This is a genomic window from Rhodanobacter sp. FW510-R10, assembly GCF_058781105.1.
In genome coordinates, this window is the sequence record NZ_JBYSWL010000001.1 from 1,988,941 (window position 1) to 2,002,944 (window position 14,004).

General features: G+C 65.9%; 14 protein-coding genes and 1 pseudogene. 8 read left to right on the forward strand and 7 right to left on the reverse strand.

Translation table 11 applies throughout. The features are described 5' to 3' along the window. Nucleotides 1-97 precede the first annotated feature (97 nt). Both AC3WJB_RS08620 and AC3WJB_RS08625 read right to left on the reverse strand, forming a co-directional pair. Complete coding sequence (locus tag AC3WJB_RS08620; protein ID WP_492680620.1) at nt 98-724, reverse strand: c-type cytochrome; 627 nt, start codon at nt 722-724, stop codon at nt 98-100. Between the two features lie 179 nt (nt 725-903). Further along, on the reverse strand, nt 904-1,932 hold the full coding sequence (locus tag AC3WJB_RS08625; RefSeq protein WP_492680622.1) for an SDR family oxidoreductase: 1,029 nt from the start codon (nt 1,930-1,932) through the stop codon (nt 904-906). A gap of 199 nt (nt 1,933-2,131) precedes the next feature. On the opposite strand from AC3WJB_RS08625, the gene fabV reads away from it, so the two are divergent. From fabV to AC3WJB_RS08660, 7 genes and pseudogenes are all read left to right on the forward strand, one after another. After that, on the forward strand, nt 2,132-3,340 hold the full coding sequence (fabV, locus tag AC3WJB_RS08630; RefSeq protein ID WP_492680624.1) for an enoyl-ACP reductase FabV: 1,209 nt from the start codon (nt 2,132-2,134) through the stop codon (nt 3,338-3,340). Nucleotides 3,341-3,409: 69 nt separating this feature from the next. Beyond that, nucleotides 3,410-4,315, forward strand: coding sequence for a restriction endonuclease (locus AC3WJB_RS08635; RefSeq protein ID WP_492680626.1), 906 nt, complete (start codon nt 3,410-3,412; stop codon nt 4,313-4,315). Nucleotides 4,316-4,450: 135 nt separating this feature from the next. Continuing rightward, nucleotides 4,451-5,083: a nucleotidyltransferase domain-containing protein gene (locus tag AC3WJB_RS08640; RefSeq protein ID WP_492680628.1), complete on the forward strand. Its 633-nt coding sequence runs from the start codon at nt 4,451-4,453 to the stop codon at nt 5,081-5,083. Between the two features lie 133 nt (nt 5,084-5,216). After that, nucleotides 5,217-5,447 (forward strand): hypothetical protein, encoded by a 231-nt coding sequence (locus AC3WJB_RS08645; protein ID WP_492680630.1) that lies wholly within the window; start codon nt 5,217-5,219, stop codon nt 5,445-5,447. A 15-nt stretch (nt 5,448-5,462) separates the two neighbouring features. Continuing rightward, nucleotides 5,463-5,627, forward strand: a pseudogene (locus tag AC3WJB_RS08650) (type II toxin-antitoxin system RelE/ParE family toxin); the annotation flags it as partial. After that, complete coding sequence (locus tag AC3WJB_RS08655) at nt 5,624-5,929, forward strand: addiction module antidote protein (protein ID WP_492680632.1); 306 nt, start codon at nt 5,624-5,626, stop codon at nt 5,927-5,929. The pseudogene AC3WJB_RS08650 and the gene AC3WJB_RS08655, both read left to right, overlap by 4 nt. Before the next feature lie 500 nt (nt 5,930-6,429). Next, entirely contained in the window at nt 6,430-7,350 is a 921-nt protein-coding gene (locus AC3WJB_RS08660; protein WP_492680634.1) for a dienelactone hydrolase family protein, read from the forward strand. Between the two features lie 216 nt (nt 7,351-7,566). On the opposite strand, the gene AC3WJB_RS08665 is transcribed toward AC3WJB_RS08660, so the two are convergent. The 4 genes from AC3WJB_RS08665 to AC3WJB_RS08680 all read right to left on the reverse strand — a co-directional run bounded on the left by AC3WJB_RS08665 (nt 7,567) and on the right by AC3WJB_RS08680 (nt 11,544). Beyond that, nucleotides 7,567-8,358, reverse strand: coding sequence for a class I SAM-dependent methyltransferase (locus AC3WJB_RS08665; RefSeq protein WP_492680636.1), 792 nt, complete (start codon nt 8,356-8,358; stop codon nt 7,567-7,569). 50 nt (nt 8,359-8,408) lie between these two features. Further along, nucleotides 8,409-9,821: a short-chain fatty acid transporter gene (locus tag AC3WJB_RS08670; protein ID WP_492680638.1), complete on the reverse strand. Its 1,413-nt coding sequence runs from the start codon at nt 9,819-9,821 to the stop codon at nt 8,409-8,411. 448 nt (nt 9,822-10,269) lie between these two features. Continuing rightward, nucleotides 10,270-11,187, reverse strand: coding sequence for a drug/metabolite exporter YedA (gene yedA, locus AC3WJB_RS08675; protein WP_492680640.1), 918 nt, complete (start codon nt 11,185-11,187; stop codon nt 10,270-10,272). A gap of 87 nt (nt 11,188-11,274) precedes the next feature. After that, the gene (locus tag AC3WJB_RS08680; protein ID WP_492680642.1) at nt 11,275-11,544 is read right to left on the reverse strand and encodes a hypothetical protein; all 270 of its coding nucleotides are present in this window, start codon (nt 11,542-11,544) and stop codon (nt 11,275-11,277) included. A 78-nt stretch (nt 11,545-11,622) separates the two neighbouring features. On the opposite strand from AC3WJB_RS08680, the gene AC3WJB_RS08685 reads away from it, so the two are divergent. After that, on the forward strand, nt 11,623-11,973 hold the full coding sequence (locus AC3WJB_RS08685) for a Rieske (2Fe-2S) protein (protein WP_492680644.1): 351 nt from the start codon (nt 11,623-11,625) through the stop codon (nt 11,971-11,973). A 3-nt stretch (nt 11,974-11,976) separates the two neighbouring features. On the opposite strand, the gene AC3WJB_RS08690 is transcribed toward AC3WJB_RS08685, so the two are convergent. Next, nucleotides 11,977-13,794: an SLC13 family permease gene (locus AC3WJB_RS08690; protein ID WP_492683140.1), complete on the reverse strand. Its 1,818-nt coding sequence runs from the start codon at nt 13,792-13,794 to the stop codon at nt 11,977-11,979. Between the last annotated feature and the right edge of the window lie 210 nt (nt 13,795-14,004).

The window sequence follows — 14,004 nt, forward strand, 5'->3', positions numbered from 1 at the left end:
TTCCCTGGATTTGCGAATCGCCAAGTCTGCCGTAAATGCCGGCTGAAATCCCCTGGTTGCGCGTGCCAGGCCGCATGCGGCGTGCGGAATGGCGCCCTCAGCGTGCGGAGATGGCGGGCGCTGGCGCTGGCGGCGACGCGTCAGGCGCGGCCATCGGCATGCCGGGCATGGCACCCGTCGTGCCGGCGTGCGCGGGCGTTGCCGTGTCGTCGTGGCCCTCCACGTCCGCGGCATCCGCGGTGAGCTCGCGGTATTCGTCCACGCCCATGCGCGGCTGTTTTTGCAGGAACGCCACCATGGCCCAGATCGTATGGTCGTCGTGGGTCTTGCCCCAGGCCGGCATCGCGGTGAGCTTGATGCCGTGCTTGATGATCCAGAAGGCTTCAGCCGGTGGCGGCGCGCCATGGGTCAGGTTGGGCGGCTCCGGGTACAGGCTGTCGCGCAGTTCGGACTCACCCATGCCGGGCGCCAAATGGCAGCCGGTGCACATCTCCCGGTAGTGCCCGGCACCCAGCTTGACCAGCGCCGGGTCATCCAGGCTTGGCGCCGTGACTTGTGCTGCGCGCTTGTCGATGGAGCGCTCGCGCAGCACGTTGATGAGCTTGGAAGTGACTGCCCAATGCGGCGAATCGGCCCCGATGTTGTAGGTCCCCGACCAGATCCAGATCCCGACGCCGATCACCACCAGCACGATCAGCACGATCAATGACTTGAGCACGCGCATGTCGATGCATCCCACTGCCTGGACGGCTCCATGCTACGCGCCCGCTGCTCCGCCTGCAGCCAATGGTGCTCTCGTTCCGGCTTGCGCCGGTATTGGATCAGGAGCGTTTCGCGCGCCGGATGCGCACGAAACGCTCTTTCAGGCGCGGGCGCATGCCGAAACAGGAGCGTGGTGCGCCCTCAGGATTTCAGCAGGCCCAGGCGGATCAGGCTTTCGGCGGTGGCGACGATCGCCTCTTGCGCTGGGCGGGGTTGCCAGCCCAGCAGGCGCTGCGCCTTGGCGGCGGTGGCGTTCCGCGCCTGGCCGAGTTCCGGCAGGATTTGCCGGACATTGGCATCCCAGAGTGCCGCCAGGCGCACCAGCCAGTCCGGCAGTTGCCGCGTGGGTGCGCGCCGTGCGGCGGCGCCAAGGCGGTCTTTCAACACGCGCGCCATGTCCGCGAGCGTCATGAAATCGCCGGCGACGGCGAGGAAGCGCTCGCCATTTGCCGCGGGGTCGGTCATGGCGCGCAGGTGCAGGTCGGCGACGTCGCGCACGTCGACGGCGCCGAACCGGATGCGCGGGCAGCCCGGCAGGGAGCCGTCCAGCAGGCGCCGGATCAGCGTGATCGAGCTTGAATAGTCCGCGCCGAGCACCGGGCCGAACACCATCGTCGGGTTCACCACGGCCAGCTCGAGGGCACCGCCTTCGTGGGCTATGAAATCCCAGGCGGCGCGCTCGGCCAGGGTCTTTGACTTCGCATAAGGCTGCACTCCGGGCGCCTCCACCCGGGTCCAGTCGCGTTCGTCGAAGGGCGTGGAGCGTGGTGGATGACCGTAGCCGATCGCGGCGAAGGATGAGGTCAGCACCACGCGCCGCACCCCGGCGTCGCGCGCGGCGCGCAGGACGCGCAAGGCGCCCTCGCGTGCCGGTACGATCAAGTCGTCCTCATGTTTGGGCAGTGTGGCCGGGAAGGGCGAGGCCAGGTGCAGCACGTAGTCACAACCGGTGACGGCTTGCGCCCAGCCGGTATCCTGCTCGAGATCGGCGACGGCGAACGACAACCGCTCGCCAGGTTCGGCGCCGTCCTGGCGCAGGAGCTCGCGCACGTGTTCGGCGCGATCTGGGTGGCGCACGCTGGTGCGCACGACGTGGCCCGTGGCCAGCAGTTGCAGGATCGTGCGGCTGCCAATAAAGCCCGAGCCACCGGTGACCAGGACCGTACTCATGGACGGCTTGCCTCCGTTCCGGAACAGGCCGGGCGGCCTGTTGCCTGCATCCTACGCGCACGCCGATGCGGCATGCGTCAAGGCGGCGCGGGTGCGGCGCCAACCACGCGCCGGGACAGGCGTGGTCGGCCGCGACCGCTGCAGAATGGCGGCGCTTGGTTAAGATGGCGCATTGCCGTAGGCCAGCAGGAGAGTGCAAGTGATCATCAAGCCCCGAGTGCGCGGATTCATCTGCATCACCGCCCATCCCGTCGGTTGCGAGCGCAACGTGCAGGAGCAGATCGCGGTGACGCGGGCCGCCGGCCACGCCAAGGGCAAAGGCCCCAAGCGCGTGCTGGTCATCGGTGCCTCCACCGGCTACGGCCTGGCCTCGCGCATCACCGCCGCGTTCGGCTATGGCGCGGCCACGCTCGGCGTGTTCTTCGAAAAACCCAGCACCCACGAGAAAACCGGCACCGCCGGCTGGTACAACGCGGCGGCCTTCGACAAGGCGGCCAAGGCGGCCGGCCTGTTTGCCAGGTCGATCAACGGCGACGCGTTTGCGCATGCGACCCGCGCGCGCGCCATCGACATCATCAAGAGCGAAATGGGCGGTCCGATCGACCTGGTGGTCTATTCGCTGGCCTCGCCGGTGCGCAAGCTGCCCGATACCGGCGAAGTGGTGCGCTCGGCACTGAAGACCGTCGGCAAGAGATTCACCGCCACCTCGGTGGATACCAACAAGGACACGGTGATCGAGGCCAGCGTGGAACCGGCGACCGAGCAGGAGATCGCGGACACCATCACCGTGATGGGCGGCGAGGATTGGGCGCTGTGGATCGATGCGCTGAGCAGCGCCGGCGTGCTCGCCAGGCACGCCAGGACCGTGGCGTACAGCTACATCGGTACCGAGATCACCTGGCCGATGTACTGGCACGGCACGCTGGGACACGCCAAGCAGCATCTCGACCAGACGGCGCAGGAGTTGCGCAGCCGCTACGCGGACCAGGGACTGGACGCCTATGTCAGCGTGATGAAGTCGGTGGTGACCCAGGCCAGCGCCGCCATCCCGGTCATCCCGCTCTATGTCTCCATCGCCTTCAAGGTCATGAAGGAAAAGGGCATCCACGAAGGGCCGATCGAGCAGGCCAACCGCCTGTTCCGCGACCGCCTGTACCGCGCGGACGGCGCCACGCCGGCCACCGACGACGAGGGCCGCCTGCGCCTGGACGACTGGGAGCTGCGCGAGGACGTGCAGGGGCCGTGCAAGACCGTGTGGCCCACCGTCACCACGGAAAACCTGCGCCAGGTGACCGACTACGACGGCTACAAGCACGAGTTCCTGAAGCTGTTCGGCTTCGACCGCGACGATGTCGACTACGACGCCGACGTGGAGGCGAATCGGCGGTTTGATTGCGTCGAGGTGTGAGCACGCCGATGTATGGAAGCGCCAGGGGGTCAGGCTATTACTGGGTGACATTTTGCAGGGGAAGCAACGATGGCTGTACCGACATATGACAAGTTCACTGAGCCTGTGTTGCGGTTTTTGGTTGGACATCCCGATGGCGTGTTCGCGAAAGATGCGCACGATGCGGCGGCGGCACAGCTTGGCTTGTCCGAAGACGATCGCGCCCAAACGCTCTCCACAGGCCAGGCGGTGTACAAGAATCGGGCTGGCTGGGCGCACGACCGCCTCAAGCGGTCCGGATTCTCATCCAGTCCTAAACATGGCGTTTGGAAAGCCACCCCTGAGGGCGTGGCGTTTGCCGCCGAACATCCGTCCGCGCTGAATGACGACACCATCGATAAATTGGCCAGCAGCCACATCAACGTACCGTTGGCTTCCCTGGTATCCGGCCACACTGACTCGCCGCCGCACCCGGTCGAGGATGAGGTCCAGACCCCCGATGACCGTTTGCAGACAGCGCTCGATGAGATTCGTGCGTCGGTGGTCTGCGAGTTGCTGGAGCGGCTGCTGCAGGCGTCGCCGAAATATTTCGAAACCATTGTGCTCGATGTCTTGCACAAGCTGGGTTACGGCACGAGTCGCAGCGATCTGCAGCAAGTGGGCGGCAGCGGCGACGGTGGTGTCGACGGCGTCATCTCCCTCGACCGTCTGGGGCTGGAAAAGGTTTACGTGCAAGCCAAGCGTTGGCAGGGCACGGTGGGCCGTCCCGAAATCCAGGGATTCTACGGCGCGCTTGCCGGGCAACGCGCCAACAAGGGCGTGTTCATCACCACTTCGAGCTTTACGGCGCAAGCCGTTCTGTTCGCCGGCTCGGTCGAGAGGATCGTGCTGGTCGATGGTGCGAGGCTGGCGCAATTGATGATGGATCACGAAGTGGGCGTCTCGTCGCAACACATCAGGCTGCCGAAGATCGACAGCGACTATTTTGATGAGTGAGGCCGGCCTCCATAGAACGTGTTGATGTTCGCCCGCCGACGGGAGCTTCCGGTCCGGTCATTGTCTATGCCCAAAAAGGGCATTACTATCCCCAATATGGGCACGGGCAGGAAATCGACTGTTCACCAGTCACGCGTGGGTGATGCAACCGCGCCCTACGTCGTGCCCGGCGAAGCCACACGCAGCTTGGCCGACGCGCTGTTCACGGCTGGGCAGCAACGCGTGCTGGGTCTGGTGTTCGGCCAGCCGCAGCGCAGCTTCACCGTCAGCGACATCATTGCTGTGACCGGCGCCGGTTCCGGTGCCGCCCAGCGCGAGATCGCGAAACTGCTCGAAAGCGGCCTGGTGACGGTGCGCGCCGTGGGCAACCAGAAGCATTACCAGGCCAACGCCGTGGCGCCGATCCATGCCGAATTGGTCAGCATCATCCGCAAGACTGTGGGCATGGCCGAGCCCTTGCGCGAAGCGCTGGCACCGCTGGCAGACGAGATCGCCGCGGCCTTCGTCTACGGTTCGGTAGCCAAACACAGCGATACCGCCAGCAGCGACATCGATTTGATGGTTCTCTCCGACTCGCTTACGTACGCGAGCTTGCTCGGCGCCTTGCATCCTGCGATTGAACAACTGGGCCGCGAAGTCAATCCGACGTTGTACTCGCGCGCGGACTTGGTCAAGCGGATCAAGCAGCGCAATGCGTTCGTGACCCGTGTGCTGGAACAACCCAAGCTGTGGGTGGTGGGAGGCGAAGATGACCTCGGCGCTGGATAACCTGACCGGCCCGGGCAAGCCGCTGAAGGCCGAACCGCCGGATGCTTCCGAGCTCGAGGTCTCAGGCGTTCCGGTCTGGCACGGCTGAAGGACGCCAGAAACAAGACGCTGTCGCTCGAAAGTCGCTTCGACCTTGCCTACAACGCCGCGCACGCGCTGTCTCTGGCGGCGTTGCGGCGGCTTCCTCGCATTCACTGAACGCGACATCCTGCAGGATGCCGGCAAGATTTCCGCCGAGACCGCCAGGCTGCATGCGCAAAGCGAGTTCGAGAAATACCGGATCGTGCAGGATCGCCTGTTTGAAAGCGACTTTGATCGCGTGATGCAGCAGTTGGCCAACAAGCAGGAACCCGGCGAGCACTGAATCCGGGTAGGCGGCGGAGTCAGCGAGCTGCGGATCGACTACGGACCCGGTTACCGGGTGTACTTCATGCAACGCGGCGCGGTGCTCGTTGTGGTGCTGGCTGGTGGCGACAAGCGCAGCCAGCGTACCGACATCATCACAGCCAGACGCGTTGCAGCCGAATGGGAGCGTGGATCATGAAAGGCGTGCGAGAGACCTTTTCCCGTTACGACAGTGCCGACTATCTCAAGACCGAGGCGGACATCGCCGCTTATCTCGAAGCTTGCGCGGAGGAAGCACCCAACGATCTCGTGTTCATGCTGAAGGCCCTTGGTACCGTGGCGCGCGCCCGCAACATGAGCCAGCTGGCCGAGGCTGCCGGCATGACGCGTGCCGGTCTGTACAAGGCACTTTCCGGTGAAGGCAACCCCAGTCTCGCCAACACGATGAAGGTGGCGAAGGCGCTCGGCTATCGACTGGCATTGGTGCCTGATCGGGAGTGACGTTGCGTGGTATGCAAAGCGATGGCAGGTTCACTTGGACGTGGCGCGGGAGTGAACCTGACCCGGGTTCCTGCAGTCGTCACCGGCCAGCTGGACCCGCAGGCGTCGGGCCGAACGGAGAAAGGAATCGCGGCAGTTCCTGTCTGATCCGTGGCGCCTTTCATTCAGCCGGGCGTGAAGTTTGCAATTGGCCGTACCGAAGTTTGCAATCAGCCGAACACCAACCTTGGCTTTTGGTCGGCGTGGAAGTGAAGGCGGCGGCGACGGCCTGTTTGCCGTGCCGATACGCGCATTGTGGGAAACGACATGAGCCACGCCAGCAAGCAAGGGGGGCAATGACGCCGGCATACATGGAAACCACTTCCCAACGACACTTCGATTGGACAAGGCGCGACAGTGAACCCGAGTGGGCTCCTGCAGTTGCGACCCGTTCCCTGGCCCATTCACTGCCCAGGCCCGATATGCTTGGGCCATCCTGGCAGCCCGCTGCGGAGAAGCCCATGTCCAAGCAACCACGTGCCAAGGCCAGCGACTTCGATCCGGAAGTGCTGCAGCTCTTCGACAAATACGTGCATGGCGTGATCGACCGGCGCGCCTTCCTGGTGGGCGCGGCACGCTTCGCGGTGGGGGCGGTAACCGCAACCAGCCTGCTGGCTGCGCTCAGCCCTCGCTTTGCCGAGGCGCAGCAGGTGAAGCCGGACGATCCGCGCCTGGCGACGAAGCTCGTCAAGTTCGCCTCACCGCAGGGCTACGGTACCGGCAGCGGTTACCTGGCCAAGCCGGCGAAGCCTAGCGGTGCGCTGCCGCTGGTGCTGGTGGCGCACGAGAACCGCGGCCTGAATCCGCACATCGAGGACATTGCGCGACGCCTGGCGCTGGAGGGCTTCATGGCCTTTGCCCCGGATGCCTTGTTCCCGCTTGGCGGCTACCCGGGCGACGAGGATGCGGCGCGCGCGCTGTTCGCCAAGCTGGACCAGGACAAGACGCACCAGGATTTCCTCGCCGCAGCCGATGCGCTGGGCAGGATGGAGGGCGGCAACGGCCGCATGGGCGTGGTTGGCTTTTGCTACGGCGGCGGCATCACCAACTTCCTCGCCACGCACCGGCCGACCCTGGCCGCCGCCGCGCCGTTCTACGGCAGCTCGCCGCCGCTTGCGGACGTACCGGCGATCAAGGCGGAACTGCTGGTGGTGCTGGCCGCGGACGATGAGCGCGTCAATGCCACCTGGCCGCCCTACGAGGCCGCGCTCAAGCAGGCCGGCGTGCGCTACACGCTGTTCCAGCCGCCCGGCACGATGCACGGCTTCAACAACGACACCACGCCGCGCTACGACGAAGCCGCCGCCAACGAGGCCTGGCGCCGGACGATCGCCTTGTTTGACCGCACGCTGCGCGACGGTACGTCCAAGCGGATTGGCTAGGGAACGTCTGAACAATCGCTGTCATCCCCGCGAGACGCCTTTCAACAGCCGAATGGCTGGTCAAGCGGAGATCCAGTGACGTCAAGCTGTCGAAGTCCAATGACACTGGATTCCCGCTTTCGCGGGAATGACGATCAAAAACGTGTTGTTCAGACGTTTCTTAGAGAACGAAGACGCCGCCGGCCGCCGGGATTCCCCGGTCACCAGCAGTCACGGTTACGGCTTGACGAAGCGCAGCGTCATGCGGTCGGACTCGCCGACGGCTTTCAGCTTGGCGTGTTCGCTGTCGGGGCCGGCGAGATTCGGCGGCAGGCGATGCACGTTGATGTCCTCGGGATCCTTTGGATTGGCGTTGATCTCGGATACTCCGTCAAGCCGGAAGCCGCTCTTCAAGCCGAGCTCGATCAGGTAGTCCTCGGGTATGCGGTGCAATTGCCTGGCGCTCTCGACGGCGTCGGCAAACGGCTTGGCGCGATGCTCGACCACGCCAAACGTGCCGCCATGCTTCAGCACCGCAAATGCGGCATTGAATACACCGGCCAGGGTCTCCGGGCTGTGGTTCAGCCAGTCGTGCGTATTGCGGAATGTGAGCACCATGTCGGCCGAACCCGGCGCCCCCAACTTGGTCTGCAGCGGCGGGGCAAACGGCACCACGCTGATCTTGCCGAAGACCTCGGGGTTGGTCGTCTTCTTGTTGGCGAAAGCGGGGGAGCCGGCTTCGACCAGGTGGCCGTGCGCGGCCAGGAACGGTGCGAGGATTTCGCTGTACCAGCCGCCTGCGGGGTCGAGTTCGACCACGGTCATGTCCGACTTGAGCCCGAAAAACTCGAGCGTCTGCAGCGGATGGCGATACGGGTCGCGGGCAGTGTTGGCGGCTGAGCGCCACGACCCATCGACCGCCTGTTGCAGCGTGGCCGGATCGTGCATGGTGGCGGCAACAGCCATGGCGGGCAGCAGCATGGCGGACAACAGCAACAGCAACAGCATTTTGTGCGTTGGATTCGGCATCACGTCTGCTCCTTGCGGAATAGGTATGCCGAGACTACTCCGCGCGCGGATCAGGGTTGCACTGGCGGCAGGTAGTCCAGGGTCAGGCCAAACAGCCACAGCAGGGCGAGTACCAGGGGCAGGTGCACCAGGAACTGCACGAAGGTGTAGCCGACCACGTCGCGCGCGCGCAGCCCCAGCACGCCAAGCAGCGGCAGCATCCAGAATGGGTTGATCAGGTTGGGGATGGCCTCGGCCGCGTTGTAGACCTGCACGGCCCAGCCCAGGTGCACGTGCAGGTCGTTCGCGGCCTGCATCACGTAGGGCGCCTCGACCAGCCATTTGCCGCCGCCCGAGGGCACGAAGAAGCCGAGCACGGCCGAGTAGGCGCCCATGACCACCGGGAAGCTCTCGGTGTTGGCCACGTGCACGAACACGCTGGACAGGTGGTGGGCCAGGGTCTGGCCGTCGCGGCCCGGGGTCTGGGTGAGCAGCGCGGCAATGCTGCCGTAGAGCGGGAACTGGATCAGCACCCCGGTGGTGCTGGGCACCGCGCGCGACACCGCATCGAGGAAGCTGCGCGGCCGCCAGTGCAGCAGGATACCGAGGGTCAGGAAGAGGAAGTTGTAGGTGTTGAGGTTGGCGATGGCGACGACCGCGGGCTTGCTGGCGAATTCGTGGCCCAGCCAGCCCAGGCCGAGCGCACCGATGGCCATGGACAGCAGCGGGGAGTATTCCAGCCATTCGCCGGGCCGCGTGCGTGGCGGCAAGCTGGCCGCCGGCGCCTCGTCAAGGTCGAATTGCCCGGCGGTACGCGCGTTGGCCTGCGATGGCGCCGTCGCCCAGCAGATCAGCAGGGACACCGCGATCAGCACGCCGGTCAGCGCGATCGACTGCCACAGGAGGATCGTCTGGCTGAAGGGCAACACGCCGGTGATGGCGAGCAGGCCCGGCGGCATGCTGGCCGGGTTGGCCTGCAATTGTGCCGCCGACGAGGACAGGCCCATGGCCCAGATGGCGCCCAGCCCGAGGTAGGCGGCGGCGCCCGCGGCGCGGTAATCCATGGAAAGTTCGCGGCGTCTGGCCAGCGCACGGACGAGCAGGCCGCCGAAGACCAGGGAAAAGCCCCAGCTCAGCAGCGATGCCAGCATGCTGACCAGGGCGATGTACACCACCGCGCCGCGGCCGCTGCGCGGCGCTCGCGCCAGCACGTCGATGAACCTGGCCACCACCGGTGCAGTCGCCAGCACGTAGCCGCCGATCACCACGAAGGCCATTTGCATGGTGAACGGGATCAGGCTCCAGAACCCGTCGCCGAAGGCCTCCACCGTGGCCGCAGGCGTGGCGCCAAACGCCAGATCCGCCGCGACCACCACCAGCACGCCGAGCGCGGCAAACACCCAGGCTTCAGGAAACCAGCGCTCCGACCAGGCGGCACAGCGCAAGGCGAAGCGCGCCAGCCAGCGCTCCTGCGGTTCGCTCATGCTTGCCTGTTGCCCCATGGCGCCATGGTCGTCGGCGGCGACGGCCGGCGCAAGCTCCTTAGGTCAGCCCTGAACAATTCGCTCTTGATCGTCATCCCCGCTTTCGCGCACTGCTGTCCGGAACGTTTCCAGAACAGCTTTTGCCTCATCTACGGTATCGCACAGGGCGCCGAAACACCGCCTGACGTCATTTCCGCGAAAGCGGAAATCCAGTGCTCTGGTTCTTGCGGGTCACCAGAAGCACTGGATCCCCGCTTGACCAGCCTTCGGCTGTTGAAGAGCGCCTCGCGGGGATGACGGCGGATGGGAACGTCGGGGCAAAGGAGAGGGGTAAGCCACGAAGGGGCAAGTCCCCGTTTTTTGAGTCCAGGTTGCACGTGACAGTCATCCAGCCTTGCGTCGCAACGCTTTCGCGGGGATGACGGCAATTATTCAGACCTTCCTTCGGTCAGTGCGCACGCCGGCGCTTGCCCAGGGTGATCACGGCCACTCCCGACACGATCACCGCCATGCCGGCCAGGTCCAGCGGGCCGACCTGCTCGCCGGCCACGAGCACGCCGAGCAGCACGGCGACCAGCGGATTGACGTAGGCATAGCTCGTGGCCAGTGCAGGACGGGCGCGCTCCAGCACATACAGGTAGGCGCTGAACGCCACGATCGAACCGAAGACGGCGAGATAGGCAATGGCCAGGGTGGCCCGCAGCGTCGGATGCACCGGCAACTGCTCACCGTGCAGCAGCCCGAACAGCAGCAGCACGAGGCCGCCGCAGAGCATTTGCGCGGCGGTATTCATCGGTCCGGCCGGCATGTCGCGACGCCGGCTCCAGGCCGAGCCGAGCGCCCAGGCTGCCGCGGCCGTCAGCAAGGCCAGGGCGCCGAGGCGCGAACCCGACAAACCGCTGCCCAGGTTCAGCACGATGACCCCGGCAAAGCCGGTCACCAGCCCCAGCGTCTCGCGGCGGCTTGGCCAGGCGCCATACATGCCTTCGAACAGTGCGGCAAACAGCGGCATGCTGGCCACGGCCACCGCGGATACGCCCGATCCCACATCCTGTTCGGCGAGGCAGATCAGGCCATTGCCCAGGCCGAGCAACAACACGCTGCTGAACGCGGCGTTTCGCCACTGGCCGGCGGACGGCACCGGGAGACCGCGCAGGCGCAGGAAGCCGTACAGCACGATGCCGGCTGACAGGAAGCGCAGCCCGGCCAGGGTGAACGGGGGATAGCTTTCCAGCGCGTAGCGGATGGCGAGGTAGGTCGAACCCCAGATCAGGTACAGCGCGGCCAGCGACAGCGGAACCAGGGTGCCGGGATCGAGCAGGCGGCGCGGTGCCGCAGCGACGGCCGGCGCGGAAGGAACGGACATAGGGGAGCATCGCAGGGGGACTGCGTATTATCGCCGCAGTCCCGCGTCCATGCGACAGGCCAGTGTTCTCCGCAGCCCAGAGAGGGTTCAGCGCGTGCTGCGCCGCTCACTGGACAGCACGACAAACTCGCCTTCCAGGATCGGCGGGCTGGACGCTCCGGCCCGCGCTGCCGCCGGTTTGTCGCGAAGCTTCCGCCACTGGCGCCAGCCCAGCAGTACGCCGCCGCCCACCAGGAGGATGCCAGCGGCCACGAGGCCGAACAGCAGCAGCAGGCCCAGCAGCGCCAGGCCAACCAGCATCGACGCCACGCGCAGCAGCGGGTGTTGCGACTTGTTCGAAGGGGACACCAGCAGCATAGGGCAAGGACCCGCATGTTAAAGTTGAAGGACCTACGACATGACCATGGGGTCATGTGGCGGATGAGGCAAGGGCTGATGGATACCTTGGTGCGGGTTAAACCACTGTGTCATTTGAGTGATATACCCGAAAGTGGCGCCACGGCGGTCGATGCCGTGCTGCATGACGGCGCCGACAGCGTCATCGTGCTGCGTCGCGACGGCGAAGTCCATGCCTACCTCAATGTGTGCCCGCATGCCGGGCGCCGCCTCGATTACGCGCCGGGCAAATTCCTGCTGCGCAACGACACCCTCACCTGCGCCGTGCACGGCGCCACCTTCCGGCAGGCCAGCGGCGTGTGCATTGGCGGCCCGTGCTGCGGCGAGCGCCTGCGCGAGATCCCGTTGCGCATCGAGGGCGACGCGGTCTATCTCGGCGAGGGCGCCTGAGCCTCAGCGGAACATCAGGTTGATGCTGATCATGGTGACCAGCAGGATGACGCCGGTCAGCGGCAGGCCCACGCGCAGGAAGTCGCGGCTCTTGTAGCCGCCCGGGCCGGCTACCATCATCAGTGCCGGATGGCCGGCGCTGAGCAGGAAGCCGTTGGACGAGGACACCGCCACCAGCAGCGCGTAGCCGGCCGGATTGCCGCCCGTGGCCACCGCGATGCTGATGGCGATCGGCACCATCATCACCGTGGCGCCGACGTTGGACATGATCTGCGAGGAGACCAGGGTCAGCACCGCGATCGCGAGCTGCAGCGACCATTGCGGCGCACCGTGGGAAAAGACCAGCATTTCCTGGGCGAGCCAGCTGGCCGTGCCGGTCGAATCCATCGACCAGCCCAGCGGCAGCAGGCAGGCGGTGACGAAGATGGTCATCCAGTTGATGCCCTTGTAGGCCTCGTCCATGTTCAGCACGCCGGAGAGCAGCATGCCGATGGCGCCGGTCATCATGGCCACCGACAGGTCGAGTTCGGTGAACAGGGCCAGCGCCATGGCTCCCAGGAAGAAGCCCAACGCCAGCCACAGCTTGCCCGGGCGTTGTTCCTCCTTGGGGATGTCGGTAACCACGATCAGGTCCTTGTCCTCCTGGACCAGGGTGAGGTCGCGCCAGGTGCTGTGCAGCACCAGGGTGTCGCCGGCGCGCAGGCTGATGCTGCGCAGGTCCTCGCGGAACACCTGGTCGCCGCGGTTCACCGCCAGCACCGAGATGCCGAAGCGCTTGCGCAGGTGGAGATCCCCCAGCACCTGCTTGACGAAGCGCGAGCTCGGCGGCAGCACCGCTTCGGAAATGCCCGCACGGGTCGGGTTGAACAGCTCGCCCAACTGGCGCATGCGGGTCGAGAGCCGGCATAGTTGGTTGTTGGCGAAGCGGTTGAGCTGTTCGCGCGGGCCAAGCACCCCGAGCACCGAGCCCACCCAGATCACGTGGTCGGTCGGCGGCGCCATGCGCGCGTCGTTGCCGCTCTTGATCGCCAGGATCAGCGGCGCCTCGTAGAGTTGCTCGACCTCGGACACGCTCATGCCGACCAGGGGACTTTCCGCGGTGACCGTAAGCTCGGCCATGTTGCCGACGATGCCGTAGGTCTCGGCAAAATAACTCTCGGTGCGCCGGGGCGTGACCGCATGGCGCTCGTCGTCGCGCGGCAGCAGCAGCTTGCGCGAGAAGAAATAAAAGAACGCGATGCCGGTCACTGCCCAGGCCAGGCCAAGCGGGGTCACGCTGAACATGCTGAATTTCTGGATCGTGTGGGCGCCCGGCGGCAGGTTGCGGTTGGCGCTGGCGATCAGGTCGTTGAGCAGGATCAGCGGGGAGTTGGCAATCAGCGTGGTGTTCGTGCCGGTGAGGATGCAATACGCCATGGGCAGCAGCAGGCGCGAGAGCGGCACGCCCGTGCGCGCCGACAGGCGGCTGGTGACCGGGATCATCAACGCGGCCAGCGCCTGGCTGGGAATGATCGCGCTGAAGGCGGACGCCAGCGAGTTCACCACCAGCCCCAGCCGGGATTCCACGCCGCCGGCCAGGCGCATGACGAAGCTGGTCGCGCTGTTCAACACACCGGCCCGGTCCAGGCCGGTGCCCATGATCATCACCGCGAGAATCGTGATCACGGCGTTGCCGGCGAAGCCCTGGAAGATTTGCTCAGGCGGCAGCAGCCCGGTCAGGCCAATGGTGACCACCACCAGCAGCGCCACCATGTCCGCGCGGATCCATTCCAGGACCAGCATCAGCATGGTGAAGACCAGCAGGCCCAGCACCAGGATCATGTCGGGGGTGAGCGTCAATCCCACTGGCCCGTTCCTAGGCGCAAGCAACGACGATGGATGCAAGATGGCAGTGGGTGCTGCACGCCGTGTCGATCCAGACCTGGGGAAACGGTTCCAGTATAGGCGGCTGGCGCGCTGCGCGGCGAGCCGACGCAACGCCTGGCGGCGGGTTGGGGATGGCCGGCGCGGCATCGGTCGGCACCCGTCGGG